Source organism: Ensifer sesbaniae (assembly GCF_013283665.1).
GTDB lineage: Bacteria > Pseudomonadota > Alphaproteobacteria > Rhizobiales > Rhizobiaceae > Ensifer > Ensifer sesbaniae.
On the sequence record NZ_JABEKU010000001.1, the window covers coordinates 628,912 to 653,894 of the forward strand.

Genomic DNA, 24,983 nt, shown 5'->3' on the forward strand with positions numbered 1-24,983 from the left:
CCCGGACCTTGGGTCCGGGGCTCTGGGATTGTCGTGGCGGCTGGCGTCATTCCGCCGGCTTGGGCTTCTTTGTGAACAGGCTCTTCAGGTTGTCCAAGAGCTCGATCTTCACGCCCTGGCGCTTCATGATGATCGACTGCTGCAGCACCGAAAGGGTGTTGTTCCAGGCCCAGTAGATCACTAGGCCGGCCGGGAAGGATGCCAGCATGAAGGTGAAGACCACGGGCATCCAGGTGAACAGCATTGCCTGGGTCGGGTCCGGAGGCGTCGGGTTCATGCGCATCTGCACGAACATCGTGATGCCCATGATGATCGGCCAGACGCCGAGATGCAGGAAGGCTGGACCGTCGAAGGGCAGCAGGCCGAAGAGGTTGACGATCGTTGTCGGATCGGGTGCCGAGAGGTCGCGGATCCAGCCGAAGAACGGCGCGTGGCGCATCTCGATGGTGATGTAGATCACCTTGTAGAGCGCGAAGAACACCGGGATCTGGATGAGGATCGGCCAGCAGCCCGCCAGCGGATTGATCTTCTCTTCCTTGTAGAGCTGCATCATCGCCTGCTGCAGGCCCATGCGGTCGTCGCCGAACTTCTTCTTCAGTTCTTCCATCTTCGGCTGAACCTTCTTCATGTTCGCCATCGATGCGTATTGCTTGTTGGCGAGCGGGAAGAAGAGACCCTTGACGACGATCGTGGTGATCAGGATCGCGATGCCGAAGTTGCCGAACAGACGGAAGAAGAAATCCATCATTTTGAACATCGGCTTGGTGATGAAGTAGAACCAGCCCCAGTCGATCAGCTTGTCGAAGTTGGGGATCGAGTAAGCGACCTCGTAATTGTCGACAACGGGAACTTCCTTGGCGCCGGCGAAAACGAGGTTCTTGACCTCGGACGTCTGGCCCGCGGCGATGGTGACGGCATCGCTCTTATAGTCACTCTGGTAGCGGCCGCGACCATCGGTGAAGTGCGAAAAGCGGGTGTCGTAAGGGGTCGCCTGCGGCGGGACGATCGCAGTCGCCCAGTATTTGTCGGTGATGCCGAGCCAGCCGCCGGTCGCCTTGCCCGGCTCGACAGCCTTGTCGTCCTCGATCTTCGAATAGCCGACTTCCTGCAGGCCGTTTTCGCCAATGACGCCGATGAAGCCTTCGTGCAGCACGTAGATGCTCGGTGTCGTCGGCTTGTTGAAGCGAGTCACGCGGCCATAGGAGGAAAGGGTCAAGGGCTCGGCCGCACCGTTCTTGATGCTGTCGACCACCTGGAACATGTAGTGCTCGTCGACCGAGATCGTGCGGGTGAAGGTGACGCCCTTCTCGTTGGTGAAGGTCAGCGTTACCGGGGTCGCAGCGGTGAGCTTGTCGCCGCCGGAAAGCGTCCAGACGGTCTGCGGGCCCGGCACGCTGCCGGTCGCATCGCTGCCGACATAACCGAGTTCGGCAAAGTAACCGTCGGTCGTCTCGGCCGGGCTGAAGAGAGTGATGACCGGGCTCTTCGGATCGACCGTCTCGCGGTATTCCTTGAGCTTGAGGTCGTCGAAACGGGCACCGGTCAGGTTGATGGAGCCGGAAACAGCCGGCGTGTCGATCGCAACGCGCGCCGATTTGGCAATTGCCTGGTCACGGTTTTCACCAGTGCCCGGAATTGCGCCGCTGCCCGGCAGAGCCTGCCCCGATGTCGCCGGTTGGGTACCGGGCTGGGGCTTGGCCTGTTGTCCCAGCTGCGCCTGTTCCGCGGCGATGCGGTCCCTCTCCATCTTCGGATTGACGTAAAGGAACTGCCAGGCAATGAGGATCAGCACGGACAGGCCAATCGCCACGAAATAGTTGCGGTTTTTTTCCATCATGGTTTCCTGGAACCGGCCGGCGGCCGCTTCTGTTTCGGCTTGTTTTCGATGCGCTCGCGAAGCCCCCGGGTCAAGGCGTCGAAGGGGGCGTTCAGGAGATCGCGTCGGGCGACAATCACATAGTCGTGTCCGGGTTTCATTGCAAACCCGGCGGAAAGCCGCACCGCCTCTTTCAGGCGTCGGCGCATCCGGTTTCGCTCGACGGCATTGCCGTGTTTCTTGGTAACGGTGAAGCCGACGCGGGCCTCGCCTTCCGGATCGTTGCGGTCGAGCACTTCGAGGAGAAACAGCGGGCCTCTACGGCTTTCTCCTGCCCGAACGGCCAAAAACTGCGGACGGCTTTTCAGCCGCCCGACAGTCGTTTTGTCTTTATCTGACGTCATGTGCCCGGACACTGGTTTCGGGCAGTTTCGGCTTAAGCCGAAAGACGCTTGCGGCCACGAGCCCGGCGGGCTGCGAGGACCTTCTGGCCACCCTTGGTAGCCATACGCGAACGGAAGCCGTGGCGACGCTTGCGGACAAGCTTGGACGGTTGGTAGGTACGCTTCATTTATTTAATACCGCGGTGTGCGGCCCTTCTTGGGTTTGCGTGTAGCAAGGAGCGTTTACGTTACCGGGCACGGCTCCGCCTTCTCGGGCAGGAGGGCTTGACCGGACGTGCGCGGCTTATAAGAGGAAAATTCCCGCAAAGTCAATTGCGGCCGGCGATTCAGTGGCAGCGGCATCGCAAAAGTGACTGGCGCGCTCGATCGAGGCGATTCATACGCGCGCGAAAAGGCGTGCAACTAGCCGAGATTGGTAAACAGAACGCTAATCGGCGCTCCCCAGAATGCCGGCCGGCGCGACGACCTTTGTTAACCAGGGCTATTTTAGGGTCTCCCCGGTGCAATGGGGTGGCGAGATGTCCGATAAACGGACAGGCTTCGCGGCCTCGTGGAGGTCGGGATGAAAATACGCGGTAAAATCTATCTGATCGTCGGGATCATGAGCCTGCTGGCGGTTGCGGTGACCGGAATGTCGCTCGTGGCGGTCGCCAAGTACAACGAGAAATTCCATCAATACGAAAATGTCGCGGCGCGCGCCTTCAAGGCGGAACGCCTGAACCGCCTGGTGACAGCGGTGGTGATGGAATCGCGCGGCATCTACGCCGCTCCGACCGTCGAAAAGGCCAAGTCCTTTGCCGAGGGCATTCGCACCAATCTCGACAAGATCGATACGCTGCTTGCCGAGTGGCGCCTGCTGATCCCCGCCGACACGCAAGCCTCCTTTGATACGCTGGTCAATCGCGCCAACGAGTTCAGGACGTTCCGGGCGGAAACGGCGCGCCTCGGCGAACAGGTCTCGCCCCAGGCCGCCAGCGAGCAGGGCAACAACGATGCCAACCGGGCGAACCGCAAGGCCTTCCAGGAGCAGATCGACTCCGTCGCCGATATCAACCTGAAGACACTCGAAGTCGTCACCGCGGAGGTCGCGATCTTCGAGCGCTCGGTGGTCATCGTTATCCTCGGTATCGCCGGCCTCGGCATGCTCGCCGGCCTCGGCGCGGCCTTCTATATCGCAACGAATCATTTGAGCTGCCCGATTCTCGAACTGACTGGCAAGATGAAGCAACTCGCCGGCGGCGATCTCACGGTCGACGTGCCCTTCGCCGGCCGCAGGGACGAGATCGGCGAAATGGCTGAGGCCGTTCAGGTCTTCAAGCAGAACGGTCTCGCCGTTCGCGACCTCAACGCGCAGGAAGCGGTGCTGCGTGAAAAGAGCGCCGATCTGCAGTCGAGCATCGGTGTCGTCGTGGCGGCCGCGGCCGCCGGCGATTTCACCAAGCGCATCGGCAAGGACTATGAGAACGACGATCTCAACCGGTTCGCCGCAAGCGTCAACGAACTGGTCGGTAGCGTCGATGCCGGCATCGCCGAGACCCGCCGGGTCGTCGCCAGCCTGGCGGGCGGCGACCTGACCCAGAGCATGAACGGCCATTTCCAGGGTGCCTTCGCCGAGCTGCAGAAGAACGTCAACGAAACGCTGTCGACCCTGCAGAAGACGCTCCGCGAAGTTCGCGTGACGACCGACACGATCAACGGCAACTCGTCCGAACTGCGGGCGGCCGCCGACGATCTGTCGAAGCGCACCGAGCAGCAGGCGGCAGCGCTCGAGGAAACCTCGGCCGCACTCGACGAGATCACCGTTGCCGTGAAGAACTCGACCGAGCGGGCGCAGGAAGCGACCGTCATGGTCAATGAGGCCAAGCATAGCGCGGCGCAATCAGCCGCAGTCGTGCGCAATGCCGTCGACGCCATGGGCCGTATCGAGCAGGCGTCGAGCGAGATCGGCCAGATCACCAACGTGATCGACGAAATCGCCTTCCAGACCAACCTTCTGGCACTGAATGCCGGCGTCGAGGCGGCGCGTGCCGGTGATGCCGGCAAGGGCTTTGCCGTCGTTGCACAGGAAGTGCGCGAGCTGGCGCAGCGCGCCGCAAGTGCGGCCAAGGACATCAAGACACTGATCTCGAAGTCCGGCAGCGAAGTGGCGACCGGTGTCCGGCTGGTGCAAGAAACCGGTTCCGCGCTCGGTGAGATCGAAGATCGCGTCCTGAAGATCAACGACCATATCCATTCGATCGCAACGGCGGCGCGCGAGCAGTCGACGGGCTTGAGCGAAGTCAGCACCGCCGTCAACCAGATGGACCAGGTGACGCAGCAGAATGCGGCTATGGTGGAGGAGGCGAATGCCGCCACCCACAAGCTCTCCGCCGAGGCCAACAACCTCGCCAACCTGATCGCCTACTTCAAGGTGGACAACACCGCGGCAAGGCCGATGGCCGTGGCGCGCGAAACCACCCGCGCCGTCGAATCGCCGGCGCGTCGCATGATGGGCAACGTCGCCCGCGCCTTTGGCGGCAGCTCCGCTGCGGCTGTCGCGAGGGACGACTGGGAAGAGTTCTAAGCGACACCTTGCCTCGCCAAGTGTTTTCGGAGCCCGCGGTACCGTATGGTGCCGCGGGCTCGCTGTTTTGAACTGCCCTGAACGCCAGTAGCCGTTCTACTCCATCGCCGCCCGCGCCCGTCGCCGCGCCCCCCCCCCCGACGATGCCACTGTTCCCTGGGTGACTTACACCGATGCGGATTCTGTGCAGCTAGGCCAGAGCGAGGCGGCAGCGCGCCGAGGATTTCGCTTCGGCGATGCGGGAAGGAAGATGATCGGGATGCGGTGCTTGCGGCTGCCAACGGGCGTGACGCTGAAGGATATCCGCACCTATGTCGCACCCCGCCCGGCCGCTCCGAGATTGGAAAACGGTCGGCCATCTCCTATTATTGCCCCTGGCGCGAAGCCCCTTGGCTCGGGCACTTGTGCGGGGTCGCGGGCGTTTTTGTTGACGGGCAGGGAAGTTTGTAAGGCATGGCGGAAGAGACGCGTCCGGTAGCGGCAAGCGAGGCACTGAAGACGAGTGCGGGGTTCTTCCGGGGTCTTTCCGGTAAGCTGCTCCTGCTGACCATCGTCTTCGTCATGCTGGCGGAGGTGCTGATCTTCGCGCCGTCCGTCGCGACCATGCGCATTCGTTGGCTGGAGGATCGGCTGAACACGGCTGCCGCCGCTGCCGTCGTCGTCGACGGTCTGCAGAATGTCGAGCTGCCGCGCAGCGTGCAGAAGGACACGCTGATGGCGACCGGCACGAAGGCGATCGTCATTCGGCGCAAGGATGCGTCGCGCATGATCGCGCTGACCGACATGCCTCTCGAGATCAAGGGCGAGTACGACGTCGCCAATTCGACCGCTTTTGGCGCCATCCGCGATGCCTTCGATACCCTGCTCTTCGGCGGCGATCGGGTGATCCGTGTCTATGGGCCGCTCGGCGAAAGCGACGCGACGATCGAGCTGCTGATGAAGGATGCGAGCCTGCGCAAGGCGATGCTCGTCTATTCGCGCAACGTCTTTGTCCTATCGCTCATCATTTCGCTGATCACCGCGGCGCTGATCTTCCTCGCCATCAACCGCATGCTGATCACGCCGATCCGGCGGATGACGGCGAACATGCAGGAATTTTCCAACGATCCGGCCGATCCCGGTCGGGTGCTCGTGCCGCCGGAGGGACGCGACGAACTTGCCGTCGCCGGTCAGCACCTCGCCAGCATGCAGCGTGAACTGCAAAAGACCCTGAAGCAGCAGAAGAGCCTTGCAGAGCTTGGCCTTGCGGTGTCGAAGATCAACCACGACATGCGCAACATCCTGTCCTCCGCGCAACTGATCTCCGATCGTCTCGCCGATGTCGACGATCCCGTGGTCAAGCGGTTTGCCCCGACCCTGCTGCGGACCATCGACCGGGCCGTCGGTTATACGCGCGAGGTGCTCTCCTACGGCAGGACGACCGAGGCAGAGCCGCATCGCCGCTTCGTCGCATTGAAACCGCTCGTTTCCGATGTCGCCGAACTGCTGGCAATCGATCCCCAGGCGGGCATCGATTTCCAGATCCAGATGCAGGACGACATCGAGGTCGATGCGGACAGCGAGCAGCTCTTCCGGGTGGTGCACAATATCTGCCGCAACGCCGTGCAGGCATTGACCAATCACGAGCCGGAGGACGGCCGCCCGCGGCTGGTAACGGTTTCCGCCATGCGGGTCGGCAGCGTCGTCACCATTTCGGTCGACGATACCGGCCCGGGCATGCCGCCCAAGGCGCGGGAAAACCTGTTCGCCGCCTTCCGTGGCTCGGCACGCTCCGGCGGCACGGGTCTTGGTCTCGCGATTGCACGCGAGCTGGTGCTCGCCCATGGCGGCACGATCGCGCTTGTCGAAAAGCCGACGCCCGGCACGCTCTTCCGCATCGAGCTGCCCGACCGGCCGGTTCCGCTCGACGCCTTCCGCTCGAAGTTCCGTCACTGAAGCATGTCGCGCCAAAGTGCGCAGCTGTTTGCGATAACGACAGGCGAAACATCAAGAACCTAAGGCGCAAGCAGCGGATCTGAAAGATTGCGACGCGCTTAGACAGAATGAAGCGGAGACGCGGCAAAGTCTGACGCCCGCGATTTTTTCCGGGCCTGCTTCCCTGGCGCAATGCCCTGATTTTCAGGGCGTTGCAGCATCGGCGTTACCGTGACTGTCCACAGCAAGTCGGGCCATCGTCGTAAAAATGAAATTTTTTGCCAAACGGCGCTTGCAATCCCCGAAAGGACCCTTTAGAGAACCGCTCACGCAAGCGGTTCCGCCGCTTCAGGCAAAAGCACCCGTAGCTCAGCTGGATAGAGCACCAGACTACGAATCTGGGGGTCAGGAGTTCGAATCTCTTCGGGTGCGCCATTCTTCTTCTCGATAGTTTACACCAATCTACGCTCGCTGTGTCGATTTTTGCGTTGTAGACCGTTGTCTGCCACCGCTAAGCACGTTTGCTCGCCAGCGTCCCTGCCGAAATAAGCCAGTGCAAATCTGGAAAGCGCAAGACAACCCAACCGGCGCGCTGTTTCAGATGCTTGCCATCACCAAGTGGACCGGCGGGAGGAGCAATTGTTCAATCCTCCGAAGTGGTTAGGTGACAAACAGTATATATTAGTATAACCTAATTTGCATACTTCGTGGAGGCGTTGAACCCGTCTCGGAGCCTGCGGGGGTTGGTGACTCCGGATCACAAGAAGCGGAAAGCGCCTTCACGAACTTTTGACGCCTGTGTCTGAGAATTGGCCCAATGACTTCCTATATTCGAGGAGATACCGCGGCCACTGAAGGAAAGGAGGTGCCGGATGTATCGCTACATGATGAAAGAACTGCTGGTGATCGTCGCGGGCCTCTCGATATGTGCCTTCACGATCCTGTTTTTCCTGGTCAACTCAACACCGAATCTCTGACCGCCGACCGGCGCCCCGCCAAGGCTTGAGCGCCGGATATCAACGCTGGTGCGCCAGGATGTCCAAAGTGCGCCGATCCTTCTCTCCCGCGAAATAATGTTCAAGGGCCTGCTCGAACAGACTTCCTGCTTCGTCCACCTCGGCGAACAAGGTCATCGATGACCGGAATTTCACGTCGTCGGGGCTCGAGAAGATGTCGTGGGCCGATTTTCCCGCAACCGCATTGACGCGTTCGGTGCATTCCCGAAGCCTCGCGCCGAGGACCGGGTGTGCGAGATAGGCGGATGCTTCTTCGAGACCCGATATCGCATAGCGCTCTGCCATCGGCGAATGGCCGAGACCGGCAAGTTGCGGGAAGACGAACCACATCCAGTGCGTCCGTTTGCGGCCGAGGGTGAGCTCGTCCAGAACCGCGGCATAGACGCGGTGCTGGGCGTCGATGAACCGTTGCAGATCGAAGGGATCAGGCATTGCAGCCCCCTGGCTCACCGGCGTTGTGCGCGGTATCAATCACCAGCGATGATGAACATGAACCTTCACCAGCCGTTCGTAAACCGTGGCGATCGCAGCCTTGGTCTCGTCGTTGATGGCGGCGAGCCCGCTGGCCGCGGCGTTGGATTGCGCCTGCGCCTCGTTGCGGGCGCCGGGGATGACGACCGAAACCGCCTGCTGCTCGAGGATCCAGCGGAGCGCGAACTGTGCCATCGGCACGCCCTCGGGCACCAGTGGACGGAGCTGCTCGACGGCTTCCAGCGCCGCTTCGAACGGTACGCCGGCAAAGGTCTCGCCGACATCGAAGGCCTCGCCGTGCCGGTTGAAGCTGCGATGGTCGTCGGCCGCAAAGGCGGTTTCGCGACTGATCTTGCCGGAAAGCAGCCCGGAGGCGAGCGGCACGCGCACGATGACGCCGACATTCTTCTTCCGCGCCTCAGCGAAGAACAGTTCATGCGGTCGTTGGCGGAAGATGTTGTAGATGATCTGCACCGTGGCCACGCCAGGGTATTCGATCGCCTTCAGCGCTTCCTCCACCTTTTCGACCGATACGCCGTAGTGCCGGATCTTGCCCTTGGTGACGAGCCGACCCAAGGCTCCGAACAGCTCCGGGCGATAATAGACCTCAGTGGGTGGGCAATGGAGCTGCACGAGGTCGAGCGTCTCGACGCCGAGATTGGCGAGGCTGCGATCGATGAAGGCCTCGATGTTTTCGCCCGTATAAGCTTCCGCGACATGTGGATTGAGCCGGCGGCCGGCTTTGGTCGCAACGAAGGGCTTGTCGCCGCCGCGTTCCTTCAATACGGCCGCGATGATCTTTTCGGACCGACCGTCGCCATAGACATCGGCCGTGTCGATGAAGGTGACGCCGGCGTCGAGTGCGGCATGGAGCGCGCGCTTGCCGTCCGCTTCGCTGACATCGCCCCAGGAGCCGCCGATCTGCCAGGCGCCGAAGCCGATCTCGGAAATGGTGGCGCCGGTCTTGCCAAGAACTCGAGTCTTCATGGTGCTGTCTCCTGTCGTGCGTCGTCGATCATAGCTAGGTGGAGCGCTTCTAAAGCATGTCGCGCAAATGTGCGCAGCAGATTTGCGATAACGACATGCGAAATATCAAAAGCTTAAGGCGCCAGGAGCGAATCCGAAAGAGCGCGACGCGCTTTGGTATGACGAGCTTGATCGAGTAAATTGGAGCGCCAGATGCAGCGGGAAACCGCATAAAGTTTTCGCTGACGGCTCGGTATCGATGTAGGGCGCTGCGGCGAGGGCTCAGTCGTCCAGCGAGACCACGGCCTTGCCGCGGCTGAGATCGACGACCATCGCGAGGATCGCCTCCGCCTCATCCTTGCGCAGGTCGATGGTCAGCACCGGGCCCTTGTCCGTGAAGCTCTCGCCGGCAATGGTCACGTCGCGGGCAAGAAGCCGCGCCTTCACCAGCGCCATGTCGGAAAAATCGACGGCGACGGTCGCGCGCACGGTTTCGATCATCTCGATCTTTTCCGCAGCCCTGAGGCAGAGCGCCGCTGTGCCGCCATAGGCGCGCACCAGGCCGCCGCTGCCGAGCAGGATGCCGCCGAACCAGCGCGTCACCACGACCGCGACGCGATCGAGTTCCTGGCCGTCGATCGCCGCGAGGATCGGCTTGCCGGCCGTGCCGCTCGGCTCGCCGTCGTCGCTGAAGCGATAGGCCTGGCCGATGCGCCAAGCCCAGCAATTGTGGTTGGCAGTTAGGTCGGAGTGGGAGGCGAGAAAGTCCTTCGCTGCCTGTTCGTCGGCAACCGGCGCTGCGATTGCCAGAAAGCGGCTCTTCTTGACGTCCTGGGTTGCCGTTTCTGTGCGCTTGAGGGTGAACATGGCCGCTTCCGTTTTGTCATTGCTGATAACGGATTGCGGGGAAGGGCGCCACCACGGTTTGGCTTCATCCGGGCAACGGCTGGTCCCATAGCGGACAGTAAGATCTTTCCCTCTCCCACGATGGGGAGAGGGCGCTTCACAATCTCAGGAACCGATCAGCCGATCGCCATCAGGCTGGCATTGCCGCCGGCGGCAGCGGTGTTGATCGAGGTCGAGACCTCCTCGAGCAGCCAGTTCAGGCAATAGGCGTCGGGGTTCTTGCCGATCTCTTCGGTCGAAGCCGCCTGGACGAGAACCAGCGGGCCCGGCAGGCCTGCGATCGCCTTGCAGACTTCGCGCACCCGCGCGCCGTCACCCTCGACAAGGGCGCCGGCGAAGGGGCCGTCCGCCGCCCAGTCCTTCGACCAGGAAAGCCGCACGGAAACACTGGCCGGCAGGTGCTTCAGCGAGGCCTGCAGACCGGAAGCGGCATCGACGACGACGGTGTTGCCGGTGGCGAGGGCGGCGGCGAGCTGGTGGTAGAGGCCGGTTTCCGTCGCCGGAACCAGGAGCACGCGACCGCGCGGATGCAGGGCATAGAGGTTGCGCTCGCCGACCGGTCCCGGAAGCTCGGAGTTGAGGCCAAGGGCCGAATTGCTGCCGGCGGTGCGGGCGGCTTCGGCTTCGGCTTTGGCGCCCTTGCCGTCGAGCCACTTGGCGAAGTCGAGCAGCGCCGGATCTGTATGAATCGAGCTGTGCTGCGGCGGCACCGGTGCGGTGGCGACGAGGCGGCCAAGATAGAGCGGACCGCCGGCCTTCGGGCCGGTGCCGGAGAGGCCGCGGCCGCCGAAGGGCTGAACGCCGACGACAGCGCCGATGACGTTGCGGTTGACGTAGAGGTTGCCCGCCTTCACCCGTGCCGTCACATGCGCGATCGTCTCGTCGAGGCGCGTGTGCAGGCCGAAGGTGAGGCCATAGCCGGTGGCATTGATGTCGTCGATCAGCTGGTCGAGATCGTCGCGGCGGTAGCGGATGACGTGCAGCACCGGACCGAAGACTTCGCGCTTCAGGTCCGAGAGCTTGTCGAGCTCGATGATCGTCGGCGGAACGAAAGTGCCGTGGCCGGTTTCGGAAGCAAGGCCGATCTGCTCCACCTTGCGGCCGAGGCCGCGCATGGCGTCGATGTGCTTCTCGATGATGCCCTTGGCCTCAGCGGTGATGACCGGGCCGACATCGACCGAGAGCCGGTCGGTGCGGCCGATCTTCAGTTCATGCAGCGCGCCCTTCAGCATCGAAAGCGTGCGCTCGGCCACGTCTTCCTGCAGGCAGAGAACGCGCAGCGCCGAGCAGCGCTGGCCGGCGCTGTCGAAGGCCGAGGCGATGACGTCGCCGACCACCTGTTCGGCGAGCGCCGAGCTGTCGACGATCATGGCGTTCTGGCCACCTGTCTCGGCAATCAGCGGGATCGGTCGGCCAGCCGGCGACAGCCGGTCGGCAAGCTGCGCCTGGATCAGGCGCGCGACCTCGGTCGAGCCGGTGAACATCACGCCGGCGATTTCCGGCGCGGCCACCAGGGCGGCGCCGATGCGGCCGTCGCCGGGGAGCAGTTGCAGCGCGGCGGCGGGAATGCCGGCCTCGTGCAGGATGCGCACGCCTTCGGCGGCAATCAGCGGCGTTTCCTCGGCGGGCTTGGCCAGCACCGGGTTGCCGGCAACGAGGGCTGCGGCAATCTGGCCGGTGAAGATCGCCAGCGGGAAGTTCCACGGGCTGATGCAGACGATCGGCCCAAGCGCCTTATGGGCCGGGCCGAGCGTGCGGCGCGTCTGTTCGGCGTAGTAACGCAGGAAGTCGATCGCCTCGCGCACTTCGGCAATGGCGTTCGGCAGCGACTTGCCGGCTTCGCGCGCGATGAGGCCGAGCAGGGTCGGCATGCGCGCCTGCATCAGGTCGGAAGCGCGCACAAGGCAGGCGGCGCGCTCGGCCGGCGAGACGGCAGCCCAGCTCGCGGCCGCCTTGGCGGCAAGGGTCGCGGCCTGGCGGGCGTCGGCCTCCGAAGCTTCCGTGACCGCACCGACCACATCGCGGTGGTCGCCGGGGTTGACGACGGCGCGCGTTTCGCCGGAAGCGGCGCCCGTTGCCAGTTGCGGAACGGCCTTCCAGTCGACGGCGGCACTCGCCTGCAGCGCCGCGGTCAGCGAGGCAAGGCCCGCTTCGTTCGAGAGATCGAGACCGGCGGAATTGCGGCGCGCTTCGCCGAAGAGATTGTCGGGGAGCGCGATCTGGTCATGCGGTGCGCCGACGACGGGCATGGCGCGCACGATCTCGACCGGATCGGCGATGAGCTCGTCGACCGAGACCTTCGGGTCGGCGATGCGGTTGACGAAGGAGGAGTTCGCGCCGTTTTCGAGCAGGCGGCGAACGAGATAGGCAAGCAGGGTCTCGTGCGTGCCGACGGGCGCATAGATGCGGCAGGGACGGTCGAGATTGTCCTTGCCGACAACTTCGTCATAGAGCGGCTCGCCCATGCCGTGCAGGCACTGGAACTCGTACTTGCCGACCTTGAAGTCCTTGCCGGCCATCTCGTAGATCGTCGCCAGCGATTGCGCATTGTGGGTCGCGAACTGCGGGAAGATCACGTCGGTCGCGGCCAGCAGCTTCTTGGCGCAGGCGATATAGGAGACGTCCGTGTAGATCTTGCGGGTATAGACCGGGAAGTCTTCGAGACCATCGAGCTGAGCGCGCTTGATCTCGGCGTCCCAATAGGCGCCCTTGACGAGACGCACCATGATGCGGCGGCCGGCGCGGCGCGCGAGGTCGATGATGAAGTCGAGCACGTAGGGGCAGCGCTTGCCGTAGGCCTGGACGACGAAGCCCATGCCGTTCCAGCCGGCGAGGTCCTTGTCGAGGCATAGTTCTTCGAGCAGGTCGAGCGAGAGTTCGAGGCGGTCGGCTTCCTCGGCGTCGATGTTGAGGCCGATGTCGTATTTCTTGGCGATGACGGCAAGCGCTTTCACCTTCGGCAGCAGCTCGCTCATGACGCGCGAGGCCTGGGCGCGGGAATAGCGCGGATGCAGTGCCGAAAGCTTGATCGAGATGCCGGGACCTTCATAGATGCCGCGGCCGGCGGATGCCTTGCCGATGGCGTGTATCGCCGTCTCGTAGTCGCGGTAGTAGCGCTCCGCGTCGGCCGCCGTCGTCGCCGCTTCGCCGAGCATGTCGTAGGAGTAGCGGAAGCCCTTCTGTTCGAGCGCGCGCGAGCGGCGCAGCGCCTCGTCGATGGTCTCGCCGGTCACGAACTGTTCGCCCATCATGCGCATCGCCATGTCGACGCCGCGGCGGATGACCGGCTCGCCGCAACGGGCGATCAGGCGCGTCAGCGCGGCGGAAAGGCTGCGGTCGTTGACGGTCGAGGTGAGCTTGCCGGTGACGACGAGGCCCCAGGTGGCGGCGTTGACGAACAGCGAGCGGCCGCCGCCGATATGCGACTTCCAGTCGCCGTCGGCGATTTTGTCGCGAATCAGGGCGTCACGCGTTGCGGTGTCCGGAATGCGCAGCAGCGCTTCGGCCAGGCACATCAGCGCCACGCCTTCCTGGCTCGAGAGCGAGTATTCCTGCACCAGACCCTCGACGCCGGAGCCCTTGTGCTTGGCGCGCAGCGCCTCGATCAGCTTGCGCGCGGTCTTGGCGGCTGCCTGGCGGGTTGCGGCAGGCAGCGTCGCCGCTTCGACGAGTGCTGGCAGCGCCTCGGTTTCCGGGCGACGGTAGGCGGCGGTGATTGCTTGGCGAAGCGTGCTCTGCGGTCGCACCGGCGGAGCGAACTCGGCGAAGGGAGCCTGCGGCGCGCCGGTCTCGGTCGTGATCTTCTGAAGCGGTGTCTGGCTCATCGAGCGCTATCCTCCGGGAAGCAGTTTCCAAGGGCGCGCTGCGCCCCTGATCATGGGCGGAAAATACGCTTCCTTCCGCCGTACATCCATCCGGCAAATTTCGTTTTTGTCGGAATGTTTCACCATACTGCTGACGTGGCGCCGTAGAGAATACGGAATCTTCGCAAAACTGCCGGATGATCCTACTGCATGGCTCCTCAAATCCTGGCCGATTTGAGGGACAGAAAACATGCAGCCATTCAAAGGGCTACAGCGACCGTTGCGCGTCTGATAGGACGCGCGGCGCTGCAGATCACGCCGCTTTGCCGAAATGCCTCTCGCGCGCCATCAGGCACTCGTCGTCGCCGGGCATGCAGGTGCGGCAGACGATCGGGCGGATGGCGTAGATCTTGCACGATACGTGGTCGCCGAGCTTACCGCCGAGCGCGCAGCAACGATCGTCCTCGCAGCGCATGCCCCCGAGATCGGCAGAAACATATTCCGCCGGGATCAGGTCGAGCTCCTCGTCCGTCTCCAGCGAGAAGCGCGGCCAGTCGGCCGAATAGGCGCAACAGGCGCCGCAGCTTTGGCAGTCGAAGCTATCGTCGGTGGTTTGGGTCATGCGCCAAACTAGCATGAAGGCCGGCAGTCCGAAATGGCCTCACGCGATGGCAGCGTCCCGGCGGGCAATCTCGTAATCTTCGGTATGGACCAGCACGCCATCGTCGGTCACCACGGCGATGCCGTAGGCCGCCGGTTCATCGACGGACAAGGAGGCGTCGGGTGCGTCGAAGGGCATCGGCTGCTGGTGCACCGGGCTCTTGAAGATCGAGAAGGGAATGCCGCGGGAGGAGCCGCTGATCGTGCGGTGCACGTGACCGGCGAAGATATGGCGGACGTTGGGATGCTTTTTGACGAGATCGTAGAACTCGGTCTCATTGGCGAGCCGGATCATGTCCATGCCGGTAAAGCCCGTCCTGTGTGGCGGGTGATGCATGAACAGCAGCGCCGGCTTGTCACCGGCGTCGGCAAGCTGCCGGTCGAGCCAGGCAAGACGTCTGGCACAGAGCAGCCCCGCATGGCTGGTGGGATAATCATAGGGCGGAGCAAAGAGCGTATCGAGCAGGATGGCGCGGCAGTCCGGGAAATCGATCGCCTGCTGCACGAAACCGTTCTCATCCGCCACGGCATCGGGGAAGGCTTCGAGAAAAACCTCGCGCCGGTCATGGTTGCCGACGGTGATGGCGACCGGCGGCACGAGCCGATCGATGAGCCGCTTCAGCCGTTCATAGGAAGCGCGATCGGCGTAGTGGGTGAGGTCGCCGGTGAAGATCACCCGGTCGGCATCCGCATGGTAGCGGTTGACGTGTTCGATGCCGGCGGCAAGGCGTTGGTAGGGATCGAGACCGATGATCGTCGTGCCTTCGGGCACCATGTGCAGGTCGGTAAAGATGATCAGCTTTGTCATGGAGATCCAGAAGGTTGCGTCTCGGGTGGCTCAAGCTGTCGCGCGGTGTGTCACGCGTCAAGCGGCAACTTCGGGGCGACTCTGAAGCGCGCCGGCGGTTTTCCTTGCGGCGCCTCCCGGAAAGCGCTAATGCAAGCGCGTCTGATATATCAGCCATGATCGCCAATAGGTGATGGCAAGCGAGTTGGAGAAACGGCATGCGGTGGAAGCGCACGATCCAGTTGCTGGACGTTCATTGCGAGGGTGAAATCGGCAAGGTCGCGATCGGCGGCGTGCCGAAGATCCCGGGAAACTCGATCGCCGAGCAGCTCAACCACATCAACACGGTGGACGACAGCCTGCGCCGGTTCCTCTGCCTCGAGCCGCGCTCCGGCTCGATCGGCTCGGTCAACCTGCTGGTGCCGCCGAAGCGACCGGAAGCCGATGCCGGTTTCATCATTCTCCAGGCCGACCAGGCGCACGCCATGTCCGGCTCGAATTCGATCTGCGTCACCACCGCCCTACTCGAATCCGGCATCATCGAGATGAAGGAGCCGGAGACGGTGGTAATGCTCGACACGGCCTCCGGCCTCGTCAAGGCAACCGCGACCTGCCGCGACGGCCGCTGCGAGAAGGTGAAGCTGACGATGGTTCCGTCCTTCGTGCATGAGCTCGACGTCGAGGTCGACACGCCGAAATGGGGCAAGATCAAGCTCGATCTCTGCTATGGCGGCATCTTCTACGCCCTGGTCGACGTCAGCCAGATCGGCACCACGATCGACAAGGCGAATGCCCGCGAGATCGTCGAGGCCGGTATGGTGCTGAAGGATATCGTCAACCGCACGATCCCCGTCGTCCATCCGGAAATCCCTGAGATCAAGGGCGTCGCCTATGTGATGTTCCGCGATGTCGAGCCCGACGGCACGATCCGCACCTGCACCACCATGTGGCCGGGCCGAGTCGACCGCTCGCCCTGCGGCACGGGCAGCTCTGCCAACCTCGCGACGCTGCATGCGCGCGGCAAGGTCAAGGTCGGCGACGTCCTTAAGTCGCGCTCGATTATCGGGTCGGAATTTGAGGTGGGCCTCGAAGGTGTCACGACCGTTGCCGGCCGCGAAGCGATCATCCCGACGATTGCCGGCCGCGGCTGGACCTTCGGCCTGCATCAGGTGGCGCTCGATCCGTTCGATCCGCTGGCCGACGGCTTTGCGCTCACCGATACCTGGGGACCGCAGGCCGGCGAAATCCGCTGACCAGCCCAATCTCCTCCTCTCAAACGAAAACGCGGGCCGAAGACCTTGATGTCTCCGGCCCACGTGGCCCTTGGGAGGCGTGTTGGATTACTTGATGCGGCTGGTCTTGCCGAGCATGGCGGTCTGGAAGGCGTCGTTGCCGTCGAGCTCCGCAAGCTTCCGTTCGGCAAACGTGTCGCCTTCGTTGGCAGCCTTGCGGAACATGTTGCGGGCTGCCGGAATGTCCTTGGCGATCCCTTCGCCGTTCCCGAGCATCAGGCCGAGATTGACCATGGCATCGACATTGCCGCGGTCGGCCGCCAACCGGTAGAATTTGGCGGCCTTGCCGTTGTCTTCCGGCACCAGCTTGCCTTCGTCCAGCATGACCGCGAGGTTGAAGGCGGCGACGTCATCGCCGGCGAGCGATGCCCGTTCGAACCACTCGATCGCCAGCTTGCCGTTGACCGGCGTGCCCATACCGTCACGATAGGAAACGCCGAGATTGTAGGCGGCGAGAATATTGCCGGCAGCAGCGGCCTTCTGGTTCAGCGCGAATTCGGCTGTCGTGTCGCCTTGCTCGCCCAGGAGAACGGCATAGTTGGTCATCGCCAGCGCGTGGCCGTGTTCGGCGGCCTCGCCGAGAATACGTAGTGACTGGGCCTTCTGGCCGGCCTTGTCGAGTACGCGGGCCAGTTGGAATTCGGCGCGAGCGCCGCTCTTCTGGTTATAGGCCTCGCGGCAGGCCGAAAGCGCTACGCCGATCCTGATGTCCTCGGTGGCAACGGCCGGGAAGGCCTGATTGCGCTGCAGGTCGAAGATGCTGCCGGCCTCGCGGTCGCAGACGTCGGCGGCGGAGAGCTCGCCAGCACGCGCCGACGGAAGCGCGATCGCGGCGACAGCCAGCAGGCTGACGACCGCCAGCAGCAGTGCGTTGATGATGCCGGTACCCGATGTGCTGCGCTTTTCCATGAGGGCTCTCCCTTCTCTTGACGGCGAACTTATCCGCGCCTGTCGGGTCGGGCTGTTCCGGGGGTAACAGCCCGACAACGAAAGCTCTGGCGAACTGCCGGACGATCATCGAGAGACCGCGCGCGAGCCGGCTTGCATCCGGAAATGCCGGGGCTATCCTCGAATATCGCAACGCTCAAACGGGAGAGGGGCAATGGAAAACCGGGCAGCGCCGATGCGCAAGATGCTGGTGAGCCGACGCGTTGTCGTTGGTGGCCTGTTGCTGACGGCGGCCGGCGGCGGCGTCGCCCCCTCCTGGGCAAGCCCGTCACTTGGCGAGGCAACGGAGGTCCGCGGCGACGTGCGACGGAAGCAGGCGGAAAAGGACGACCCGCTGACGGTCGGTAGCCAGCTTTACGAGAACGACCGCGTGCACACGAGTGCCGAGAGCTACGCGACCTTGCACCTCGGCACAGACACGCGCGTGCTGCTCGGCGCCGAGACCGAGCTGCTCGTCGATAGCTTCATCGCCGGTCAGGGTGGTACGCTCGAACTCGGAACAGGGCGCATGGTCTTCGATCGGCCCGAGGGGCTGCCGAAGGTCGATGTTGCGGTCCGCACGGCCTTCGGCATGATCGGTGTGCGCGGCACCAAATTCTTCTGCGGACCGAGCCGAGCCGCATTTGCCGTCTTCGTCGAACACGGAAGCGTTTCGGTCGCGCGTGGCGGCGTGACCCGGATCGTCGCAGCGGGGCAGGGGGTCGAGTTTCATCGCCGCGGAGAAGCGCCGAGCGAGCCCGTCAACTGGGGCGAGCCGCGGATCAAGGAAGCCTATGCCAGCGTCGGCCTGACACGTTGAGTTGACGCTATCCCGAAAACCGGTTCGCTATTCCCGGAGCCGTTCTGAGACGCGCGATCAGCGGTCGCCTCAGTCCGCGACCGTGAACAATTCCATCGTCGAAAAGCCGCGAATCTCGTGGCTGCCGAGGGGACGAAGCGGCCGCCTGCTTTCTGCTGCGGCACCGGGCCCGACGCAGATAGCGGTGCCGAGGAATTTGTTCGCCTCCTGCAGGCGCGCGGCCAGATTGATCGCATCGCCATGGGCCGTGTAGTCGAGCTTGCCGCCGGCGCCGACTTCGCCGACAACGGCCGGTCCGGTCTCGACGCCGATCCGGGTCCTGCCGAAAGAGTTGGCCGCGAACTGCGGACGCCGGCGCATCTCTTCCGTCAGTGCGTGGATCGCCTTGGCGCAATCGATGGCCCGGTCGACATGTTCGGGGAGATCCTCGGGCGCATTGAAAAACGCGTGCACCGCATCGCCCACCACCTTGTCAACCATGCCGCCATGCGCCGCCACCAGCGCATTGACCTCGGCAAAGTAGATGTCGAGCAAGGCAATGAGGTCCCGCGGCTTCAGCCTCTGCGACAGGGAGGAAAAGCTCTCGATATCGGTGAAGAGCGCCGTCACCTGCCGTTCCTCGCCGGCGACCCGTGCAAGCCCGGGATTGTCGATGTAGCGGGCGACGACCGATTGCGGCAGGTATTGCGAGAATTTCTGCCGCGCCGCCGCTTCGGCTCGCCGCACCCGAGCAAATTGCAGGACGCTCGTCACCGCCAGAACGACGGCGAGGGCGACCGAAATGCCGACCGCATCGACAAGCCAGCCGCTGGCGCCATAGATGACCGCCGCCGCCGCGACGACGGCGGCGACCGCACCGAGGCCAAGGGCTGCCGATACCAGCGGCCGAAGGCGAGCGGCGGCGAAGGCAACGGCGAGGCTGGCGAGAAACGCGACGCCGGCCTCGGCGGGCGGAAGTCGATCACCGCGCTTCGGTATGAAGCCCGTCAGGATCGCGTTGGCGATATCCGCGTGGATCTGCACCGAGGGTTCGAGCGGCATCGAGGCGCTCGGTCGCAAGCCCCCGAGGTTCGGCAGGCTGCTGCCGATGAGCACGAGCTTGCCGGCGAAGCGGTCCGGTGCCGCCTTGCCGGACAACACGTCGGCGGCGGAAACGGTGCGGGCGGCGAGCCGGTCCGCGGCACTGGCGGCGAAGCGCAGGCTGCCGGTTTCGTCGAGCGCGATCACCTGCCCGTCGATGCGCAGCCAGGCGGGCTCGCCACCGAGGATCGGCGTGCCGGCTCCGCGCATCAGCCGTGTCGCTTCGATCGCCAATGTCGGAAAGGCGTCATTGCCGAGGATGGCATAGGCCTGCACGCGGCGGATCCGCGCGTCTTCGTCACCAACGAGAAACGAAGCCGCTGCCGCCTTCGCACGGTCCATGAACGCGGCACAGGAGGTTTCGGCGCCGTCGAGGAACCAGAGCTCGGGCGGGGTAAAGGGCCGGCTCAATGCCAGCGGCGGTACCGGCCGCGGCCGCTCCTGGACCGTATCGGCGATCAGAAAGCCGAGAACGACGGGGACGCCTCCAAGCGCGGAAGCGAGGTCCGCATTGCCATCGCCGGCCGTGTTGCAATTGGCGCTGAAGACGAAGTCGACCGCCACGGCCTTGGCGCCGGCCGTCGCAAGCCGCGACAGAAGCTCGGCGGTTGCCGTCCGGTCCCAGGGGCGCGATTGGTTGGCCTGGCGGTCGATGTCGACGACAACGATGTCAGGCGACTGCGGCGCGGGAATCCATTGTGTCAGGTTGTCGAAGAACAGCTCGCGCTGCGTTTCGAACACCGGTTCGGCAAAAAGATAGAGGGCGACGGCAACCAGCAAGCTCGTCAGGAACCCGCCGGCAAGCGGAGTGAGGCGGAATTGCCGGCGCGGCTCGGCGGCCATGCGGTCTAGTCCTCCTCCGGATCGGCAATGCTCTGCAGGCGACCGACCTTGCAGGCGATGATGCCGTCGCTCCGCTTGATCGCGCCGCTTTCCTCCAGCCATTGGATGGCGCGGTTGACCTTCGGCCGGCTCGCGCCGAGCACACCGGCGATGTCCGTCTGGCTCATGGTCAGCCGGAGATTGGCGCTTTCCGGCAATTCGTTGCCATGGATCTGTCGGAGCGTGGCGAGGAAGAAGCGCGCGACGCGGGCGTTGAGATCGTAGAGCGCGATGGTCTCCAGCCGTTCCGTCGTGTCGCGCAATTGCGCGCAGAGGAAGCGGATGACGGCCTCGGCGGCCTCCGGCCGATTGGTGACGATATCGAGAAAGGCCTTCTTGCCGATCACGTAGCCCTCGGAGGCGGTCATCGCCGTGGCATCGGCGGAGCGCGCCTGACCGTCAAGCACCGCCATCTCGCCAAAGATCGCGCCGGCTTCGTGTTGGCGCAGCATCAGCTCGCGGCCCTGTGGAGTGATCAGCGAAAGCTTGATGCGTCCGGAGATGACGACGATCATGTAGTTGCCTTCGTCGCCACGCTGGAAGATGACCGTGCCGGCCGGCCACTTCCTGTAGGTCGCGATGTCGGCGAGTTCGGCAATGGTACTCTTGTCGAACTCTTCAAAGATCGGAAACGAGCGCCAGAATGTCGGGCTCCGGTTGATTTCGTTCATGACATGACCCCGCGCGCGGCGTCCCCTGCCGCGCCGAAATTCTTCGCCCAGCCGCTTCGTCCTTGCAATAGAAAAGAACGATACGCCGACTATGTAGTTCCTAGTTCGCCCGCGGATAAACGAGAGAATGCCGGGCTCGAAGGTTGACGATGCCGGCTGGTCGTTTCATTTTCGTGAACGATCTGTCGCCCGCGGAGCGGCTAGATGAATTTGAAAATGCTGATACTTCTGTTGCCAACACCCGTTTCTCACAGGAGCCTCGCATGCCTCAGAATGTTGTCGTCCTCGTTGGACGCGTCCTGCTCTCTATCATGTTCATCATGTCCGGTTTCAGCAAGCTGATGGATCCGTCGGGTACGGCCCAGATGATCACCGGCGCCGGCTGGCCGGCACCGACCGCACTCGCTTACCTCGCTGGCCTCTTCGAGCTGGTATCCGGTCTCGCCGTTCTCGTCGGCTTCCAGACGAAGATTGCCGCCTATCTGCTGGCGGCCTTCAGCCTGGTCACGGCCTTCGCCTTCCACAGCGGCGCGATCAACATCCCGACTTTCCCGCCGGAAGCCAACGGCCTGCTGACCGTCTTCAACGGCCTGATGATGATGAAGAACATCGCGATCGCCGGCGGTTTCCTCGTGCTCGCAGCCTTCGGCCCGGGCGCTCTGTCGATCGACAAGCGCGGCGCCTGATAGCGAGCATCACTGCAATGACAGAAAGCCCGTCGGTCGCCGGCGGGCTTTTCGCGTTTCAGGGGTAGATCACGCCCTTGCGCAGGATGACGTTGCCGTAAAGCCGGGGCTCGCTGGTCTGGACCACCGTATGGGCCGCCCTGACCCGCGGATAGAAATCTGCGCCGAGCAAGGGAACGACTTGGCGGTCCGGCTCGTGTCGGCTGCAGCATTCGATGATCTCGCGGTGCACCGGGTCGAGCGCGTCCTTGTCCTGCTTGACCGTGGCGCGGAAGATTGCCTCCGGAACGAAATCGTCGATCGGCAAAACGCTGAGGATGGCATCGAGCACCGGGATCAGCGGGTGCCCGTCGAGGCGGACCAGACGGCGCGCATGTTCCTGGCCCGGATAGTTGCCGTCGACCAGGGCGATTTCATCGCCGTGTCCCATCGCCCGGAGCGTTGCGAGCAACTCGGGACTGAGGATCGGGTTTATTCCTTTCAGCATTAGCTGAGCTCCTTGAAGAGGACGTTGGTGTCGAGCAGGTAACGGGAGAAGAGCGGCAGGCTGGCGCCACCGATGGCGCGTGCATGGCTGCCGACCAGGCCCTCCACCAGCTCCGGAATAGTCACGCCCTGAAGGTCGAGCTCGTAGAGTGCCTTGCGCGTGGCGGCGAGCAACCTGGTCCGGACCCAGGGCGGGAAGCCGCCGTCGATTACGACGGCGGAGAAGTCGATGATCGAGACGGCGGACACGACCGCCTGGGCGAGCGCCGCCCCGCAGTCGTCGATCCAGATGTCGAGCGGTTCGCCGAAGTCGATCCAGTCGTCGGCCGAGTACCAGAGCGGCCTCGGATCGACGCCGCGTTCGCGCAGCAGGTTCTCGAGCACGAAGACCGAGGCGATCTTGAGGAGCTGAATGGTCTTGCCGTCCTTGCCCGAGACCGGTAGCGGTCCCACGGCGCCGGCGGTGCCGGTCCGGCCCGAAAACAGCGCCGAGTTGAGGACGATGCCGCCGCCGATGAACGAGCCGATGTAGAAATAGACGAAATCCGGATAGCTGGCGCCGACGCCGAAGGCGAGTTCGGCGCCGCAGGCGCTGGTGCCGTCGTTCTGCAGGAAGACCGGATAAGTCGTGCGCGCCGCGACCGCTGCCTGCAAATCGACGTCGCGCCACTTGTCCATTTCTTCGGGCGGTGCCCCAACTTCTTCCGCCCAGTTCCAGAGCTCGAAGGGTGTCGCGATTCCGATGCCGGCGATGCGCTTGCGCTGGTCGGGGTTGAGCTGCTGTTCAAGCTTCGCCATGCCTGAAACGATGAAGTCGACGAGATCGCCCGGCAATGGATAGGCATGCACATGGTGCAGATGCAACCGGATGGTGCCGACGAAATCCATCAGCACGAGATCGGCGCTGCGCCGGCCGATCTTTACGCCGAAGGAAAAGACCGCGTCAGGATTGAGACGCATCGGCGTCGAGGGTTGTCCGACCTTGCCCCGCACGGGGTCGCCCTTGATCAGCAGGCCATCGCTTTCAAGGGCGCGCATGATCACCGAAACGGTCTGCGCCGAAAGACCGGAACGCCGGGCGATGTCGGCTTTGGAGAGGCCGCCGTGACGCCTGACCAGCGACATTACCAGGCGCTCGTTGTAAGCGCGAACGCGCGTTTGATTAGCGCCGCCGCTCGGGTCGATGACTTCAGGTTGCGTCGGTCCACGATCGGGACCGTCTGTCAGTGACATGCCACCGTCTCCTCCCGTTGGCATCGATTTTCATATGTTAGAGCGAGGTGCGAGCGGAAAACCGTAAACACTTTTCCTCATCCCCGCTCTGGTGCCCGCTTGGCGCAGGTCTGTTGTTTCCACTTGTCGCGGCTCTGTCAATTTGATGGTCGCTCCAATCCTCCAGCGGAGCGTCGTCACTCCAAAGAATGACACATCGAAATAATAATTCAATTTGATTTATTTATTGACACCCCGGAAAATTAGTGTTTGTTTTTGTCTCGGAAGCGCCAATTGCAGCGGAGGAGAATGCTGCGTCGGCGTGGCCTGGGCCGGTCCGCCGGCACGATTTTTCAATCCTTGGGAGGATTTCATGAAGAAGACAATTCTTTCTGCTGCCTTCGGCGCGCTGTCGCTCGGAGTCGTCTTTGCCGCGCCGGCCGAGGCTGCCGATGTCGGCGCCTGCCTGATTACCAAGACCGACACCAACCCGTTCTTCGTCAAGATGAAGGAAGGCGCGACCGCCAAGGCCAAGGAACTTGGCGTGACGCTGAAGGCCTATGCCGGCAAGATCGACGGCGACCATGACAGCCAGGTGGCTGCGATCGAATCCTGCATCGCCGATGGCGCCAAGGGTATCCTGATTGCTGCTTCCGACACTAAGGCGATCGTCGACCAGGTGAAGAAGGCGCAGGACGCCGGTCTTCTGGTGATCGCGCTCGACACGCCCTTGGATCCGGCGACTGCCGCCGATGCAACCTTTGCCACCGACAACCTGCTCGCCGGCAAGCTGATCGGCCAGTGGGCCGCCGCCACCATGGGTGACGGTGCGAAGTCCGCGAAAGTCGGCTTCCTCGACCTGACGCCCTCGCAGCCGACCGTCGACGTTCTGCGCGACCAGGGCTTCATGATGGGCTTCGGCATCGACCCGAAGGATCCGAACAAGATCGGCGATGAAGACGATTCGCGCATCGTCGGCCATGACGTCACCAACGGCAACGAAGAAGGTGGCCGCAAGGCGATGGAAAACCTTCTGCAGAAGGATCCCGACATCAACGTGATCCACACGATCAACGAGCCGGCCGCCGTCGGCGCCTATCAGGCGCTGAAGGCCGTCGGCAAGGAAAAGGACGTGCTGATCGTCTCGGTCGACGGCGGTTGCCCGGGCGTCAAGTCGGTCGCCGAAGGCGTCATCGGTGCCACCTCGCAGCAGTACCCGCTGATGATGGCCGCACTCGGCATCGAGGCGATCAAGAAGTTCGCCGATACCGGCGAGAAGCCGAAGCCGACCGAAGGCAAGGACTTCTTCGACACCGGCGTTTCGCTCGTTACCGACAAGCCGGCTGCCGGCGTCGAATCGATCGACACCAAGGTCGGCACGGAGAAGTGCTGGGGCTGATCGCCTCCGCTCTTCGGACGCATGAGCCAGCAACGGAAGGGCGGCCCCGGCCGCCCTTCGCGTAAGCGCCGATGTCTTTGACAAGGCGATGAAAACCGCGCAGCTTCTTGCGAGCGTGCAAATGCCCGCGACGTTGATGGGCGGGCCACGCGCCACAGCGCCACGCACCGGTTCGGACGTGTGAAAAGTCGCTGTAATACTTTTGATCTCAACCCCTTGGGA

The 24,983-nt window shown here is 63.6% G+C and carries 20 protein-coding genes, 1 tRNA gene and 1 pseudogene; 7 read left to right on the forward strand and 15 right to left on the reverse strand.

The window, feature by feature from the left end; all coding sequences use genetic code 11:
- Positions 1 to 46 precede the first annotated feature (46 nt).
- From yidC to rpmH, 3 genes are read right to left on the reverse strand one after another with little or no spacing between them, the layout of a single operon-like run.
- Positions 47 to 1,834: a membrane protein insertase YidC gene (gene yidC / locus BHMPCIPO_RS03015; RefSeq protein WP_173515398.1), complete on the reverse strand. Its 1,788-nt coding sequence runs from the start codon at positions 1,832 to 1,834 to the stop codon at positions 47 to 49.
- Positions 1,834 to 2,232, reverse strand: a complete 399-nt coding sequence (rnpA, locus tag BHMPCIPO_RS03020; protein WP_173515399.1) for a ribonuclease P protein component — start codon at positions 2,230 to 2,232, stop codon at positions 1,834 to 1,836. Before rnpA ends, yidC begins: the two co-directional genes overlap by 1 nt.
- A 20-nt stretch (positions 2,233 to 2,252) precedes the next feature.
- On the reverse strand, positions 2,253 to 2,387 hold the full coding sequence (gene rpmH / locus BHMPCIPO_RS03025) for a 50S ribosomal protein L34 (RefSeq protein ID WP_077962533.1): 135 nt from the start codon (positions 2,385 to 2,387) through the stop codon (positions 2,253 to 2,255).
- A 395-nt stretch (positions 2,388 to 2,782) separates the two neighbouring features.
- On the opposite strand from rpmH, the gene BHMPCIPO_RS03030 reads away from it, so the two are divergent.
- From BHMPCIPO_RS03030 to BHMPCIPO_RS03040, 3 genes are all read left to right on the forward strand, one after another.
- On the forward strand, positions 2,783 to 4,783 hold the full coding sequence (locus BHMPCIPO_RS03030) for a methyl-accepting chemotaxis protein (protein ID WP_173515400.1): 2,001 nt from the start codon (positions 2,783 to 2,785) through the stop codon (positions 4,781 to 4,783).
- A gap of 453 nt (positions 4,784 to 5,236) precedes the next feature.
- Complete coding sequence (locus BHMPCIPO_RS03035; protein WP_173515401.1) at positions 5,237 to 6,718, forward strand: sensor histidine kinase; 1,482 nt, start codon at positions 5,237 to 5,239, stop codon at positions 6,716 to 6,718.
- Positions 6,719 to 7,055: 337 nt separating this feature from the next.
- Positions 7,056 to 7,132: transfer RNA gene (locus BHMPCIPO_RS03040), tRNA-Arg, on the forward strand.
- 581 nt (positions 7,133 to 7,713) lie between these two features.
- Here the strand turns inward: BHMPCIPO_RS03040 and BHMPCIPO_RS03045 are convergent.
- The 6 genes from BHMPCIPO_RS03045 to spdA form a co-directional block, all read right to left on the reverse strand.
- A complete protein-coding gene (locus tag BHMPCIPO_RS03045; RefSeq protein ID WP_173515402.1) occupies positions 7,714 to 8,145 on the reverse strand; it encodes a DUF1810 domain-containing protein in 432 nt (143 codons plus the stop codon).
- A 39-nt stretch (positions 8,146 to 8,184) separates the two neighbouring features.
- Positions 8,185 to 9,171, reverse strand: a complete 987-nt coding sequence (locus tag BHMPCIPO_RS03050; protein WP_173515403.1) for an aldo/keto reductase — start codon at positions 9,169 to 9,171, stop codon at positions 8,185 to 8,187.
- Positions 9,172 to 9,432: 261 nt separating this feature from the next.
- A complete protein-coding gene (locus BHMPCIPO_RS03055; protein WP_173515404.1) occupies positions 9,433 to 10,017 on the reverse strand; it encodes an IMPACT family protein in 585 nt (194 codons plus the stop codon).
- 155 nt (positions 10,018 to 10,172) lie between these two features.
- Positions 10,173 to 13,880: a trifunctional transcriptional regulator/proline dehydrogenase/L-glutamate gamma-semialdehyde dehydrogenase gene (putA, locus tag BHMPCIPO_RS03060; protein ID WP_173515405.1), complete on the reverse strand. Its 3,708-nt coding sequence runs from the start codon at positions 13,878 to 13,880 to the stop codon at positions 10,173 to 10,175.
- Between the two features lie 292 nt (positions 13,881 to 14,172).
- A complete protein-coding gene (locus BHMPCIPO_RS03065; RefSeq protein ID WP_173515406.1) occupies positions 14,173 to 14,481 on the reverse strand; it encodes a YkgJ family cysteine cluster protein in 309 nt (102 codons plus the stop codon).
- Between the two features lie 39 nt (positions 14,482 to 14,520).
- Positions 14,521 to 15,327: a 2', 3'cyclic nucleotide phosphodiesterase SpdA gene (spdA, locus tag BHMPCIPO_RS03070; RefSeq protein ID WP_173515407.1), complete on the reverse strand. Its 807-nt coding sequence runs from the start codon at positions 15,325 to 15,327 to the stop codon at positions 14,521 to 14,523.
- A 197-nt stretch (positions 15,328 to 15,524) separates the two neighbouring features.
- Here spdA and BHMPCIPO_RS03075 point away from each other — a divergent pair, with 197 nt between their 5' ends.
- Positions 15,525 to 16,559: a proline racemase family protein gene (locus tag BHMPCIPO_RS03075; RefSeq protein ID WP_173515408.1), complete on the forward strand. Its 1,035-nt coding sequence runs from the start codon at positions 15,525 to 15,527 to the stop codon at positions 16,557 to 16,559.
- Positions 16,560 to 16,646: 87 nt separating this feature from the next.
- On the opposite strand, the gene BHMPCIPO_RS33615 is transcribed toward BHMPCIPO_RS03075, so the two are convergent.
- Together BHMPCIPO_RS33615 and BHMPCIPO_RS33620 are read right to left on the reverse strand one after the other, a co-directional pair.
- Positions 16,647 to 16,985, reverse strand: coding sequence for a tetratricopeptide repeat protein (locus BHMPCIPO_RS33615; protein ID WP_312033039.1), 339 nt, complete (start codon positions 16,983 to 16,985; stop codon positions 16,647 to 16,649).
- Positions 16,962 to 17,507, reverse strand: a pseudogene (locus BHMPCIPO_RS33620) (SEL1-like repeat protein); the annotation flags it as partial. The gene BHMPCIPO_RS33615 and the pseudogene BHMPCIPO_RS33620, both read right to left, overlap by 24 nt.
- A gap of 214 nt (positions 17,508 to 17,721) precedes the next feature.
- Here BHMPCIPO_RS33620 and BHMPCIPO_RS03085 point away from each other — a divergent pair.
- On the forward strand, positions 17,722 to 18,345 hold the full coding sequence (locus BHMPCIPO_RS03085; RefSeq protein WP_173518065.1) for a FecR family protein: 624 nt from the start codon (positions 17,722 to 17,724) through the stop codon (positions 18,343 to 18,345).
- A 69-nt stretch (positions 18,346 to 18,414) separates the two neighbouring features.
- Here the strand turns inward: BHMPCIPO_RS03085 and BHMPCIPO_RS03090 are convergent, their stop codons facing one another.
- Both BHMPCIPO_RS03090 and BHMPCIPO_RS03095 read right to left on the reverse strand, forming a co-directional pair.
- The gene (locus BHMPCIPO_RS03090) at positions 18,415 to 20,268 is read right to left on the reverse strand and encodes a CHASE2 domain-containing protein (RefSeq protein ID WP_173515410.1); all 1,854 of its coding nucleotides are present in this window, start codon (positions 20,266 to 20,268) and stop codon (positions 18,415 to 18,417) included.
- 5 nt (positions 20,269 to 20,273) lie between these two features.
- Positions 20,274 to 20,978, reverse strand: coding sequence for a Crp/Fnr family transcriptional regulator (locus BHMPCIPO_RS03095; RefSeq protein WP_173515411.1), 705 nt, complete (start codon positions 20,976 to 20,978; stop codon positions 20,274 to 20,276).
- A 263-nt stretch (positions 20,979 to 21,241) separates the two neighbouring features.
- On the opposite strand from BHMPCIPO_RS03095, the gene BHMPCIPO_RS03100 reads away from it, so the two are divergent.
- Positions 21,242 to 21,664 carry a DoxX family protein gene (locus BHMPCIPO_RS03100; protein WP_246304254.1) on the forward strand — a complete coding sequence of 141 codons (423 nt, stop codon included), beginning with the start codon at positions 21,242 to 21,244 and terminating at the stop codon, positions 21,662 to 21,664.
- A gap of 58 nt (positions 21,665 to 21,722) precedes the next feature.
- Here BHMPCIPO_RS03100 and BHMPCIPO_RS03105 read toward each other — a convergent pair whose 3' ends face one another.
- Both BHMPCIPO_RS03105 and BHMPCIPO_RS03110 read right to left on the reverse strand, forming a co-directional pair.
- Positions 21,723 to 22,151, reverse strand: coding sequence for an RbsD/FucU family protein (locus BHMPCIPO_RS03105; RefSeq protein WP_173515413.1), 429 nt, complete (start codon positions 22,149 to 22,151; stop codon positions 21,723 to 21,725).
- Positions 22,151 to 23,383, reverse strand: a complete 1,233-nt coding sequence (locus BHMPCIPO_RS03110; protein ID WP_173515414.1) for an ROK family transcriptional regulator — start codon at positions 23,381 to 23,383, stop codon at positions 22,151 to 22,153. Before BHMPCIPO_RS03110 ends, BHMPCIPO_RS03105 begins: the two co-directional genes overlap by 1 nt.
- Before the next feature lie 352 nt (positions 23,384 to 23,735).
- Between BHMPCIPO_RS03110 and BHMPCIPO_RS03115 the strand changes: the two genes are divergently transcribed.
- Positions 23,736 to 24,761: a sugar ABC transporter substrate-binding protein gene (locus tag BHMPCIPO_RS03115; protein WP_173515415.1), complete on the forward strand. Its 1,026-nt coding sequence runs from the start codon at positions 23,736 to 23,738 to the stop codon at positions 24,759 to 24,761.
- The last annotated feature ends 222 nt before the right edge of the window (positions 24,762 to 24,983 follow it).

Bases quoted from the DNA above. Each gene is read 5' to 3' on its own strand.
- yidC (WP_173515398.1), bottom strand. From the start codon at position 1,834: ATGGAAAAAAACCGCAACTATTTCGTGGCGATTGGCCTGTCCGTGCTG.
- rpmH (WP_077962533.1), bottom strand. From the start codon at position 2,387: ATGAAGCGTACCTACCAACCGTCCAAGCTTGTCCGCAAGCGTCGCCAC.
- BHMPCIPO_RS03030 (WP_173515400.1), top strand. From the start codon at position 2,783: ATGAAAATACGCGGTAAAATCTATCTGATCGTCGGGATCATGAGCCTG.
- BHMPCIPO_RS03035 (WP_173515401.1), top strand. From the start codon at position 5,237: ATGGCGGAAGAGACGCGTCCGGTAGCGGCAAGCGAGGCACTGAAGACG.
- BHMPCIPO_RS03045 (WP_173515402.1), bottom strand. From the start codon at position 8,145: ATGCCTGATCCCTTCGATCTGCAACGGTTCATCGACGCCCAGCACCGC.
- BHMPCIPO_RS03050 (WP_173515403.1), bottom strand. From the start codon at position 9,171: ATGAAGACTCGAGTTCTTGGCAAGACCGGCGCCACCATTTCCGAGATC.
- BHMPCIPO_RS03055 (WP_173515404.1), bottom strand. From the start codon at position 10,017: ATGTTCACCCTCAAGCGCACAGAAACGGCAACCCAGGACGTCAAGAAG.
- putA (WP_173515405.1), bottom strand. From the start codon at position 13,880: ATGAGCCAGACACCGCTTCAGAAGATCACGACCGAGACCGGCGCGCCG.
- BHMPCIPO_RS03065 (WP_173515406.1), bottom strand. From the start codon at position 14,481: ATGACCCAAACCACCGACGATAGCTTCGACTGCCAAAGCTGCGGCGCC.
- spdA (WP_173515407.1), bottom strand. From the start codon at position 15,327: ATGACAAAGCTGATCATCTTTACCGACCTGCACATGGTGCCCGAAGGC.
- BHMPCIPO_RS03075 (WP_173515408.1), top strand. From the start codon at position 15,525: ATGCGGTGGAAGCGCACGATCCAGTTGCTGGACGTTCATTGCGAGGGT.
- BHMPCIPO_RS03085 (WP_173518065.1), top strand. From the start codon at position 17,722: ATGCGCAAGATGCTGGTGAGCCGACGCGTTGTCGTTGGTGGCCTGTTG.
- BHMPCIPO_RS03090 (WP_173515410.1), bottom strand. From the start codon at position 20,268: ATGGCCGCCGAGCCGCGCCGGCAATTCCGCCTCACTCCGCTTGCCGGC.
- BHMPCIPO_RS03095 (WP_173515411.1), bottom strand. From the start codon at position 20,978: ATGAACGAAATCAACCGGAGCCCGACATTCTGGCGCTCGTTTCCGATC.
- BHMPCIPO_RS03100 (WP_246304254.1), top strand. From the start codon at position 21,242: ATGCCTCAGAATGTTGTCGTCCTCGTTGGACGCGTCCTGCTCTCTATC.
- BHMPCIPO_RS03105 (WP_173515413.1), bottom strand. From the start codon at position 22,151: ATGCTGAAAGGAATAAACCCGATCCTCAGTCCCGAGTTGCTCGCAACG.
- BHMPCIPO_RS03110 (WP_173515414.1), bottom strand. From the start codon at position 23,383: ATGTCACTGACAGACGGTCCCGATCGTGGACCGACGCAACCTGAAGTC.
- BHMPCIPO_RS03115 (WP_173515415.1), top strand. From the start codon at position 23,736: ATGAAGAAGACAATTCTTTCTGCTGCCTTCGGCGCGCTGTCGCTCGGA.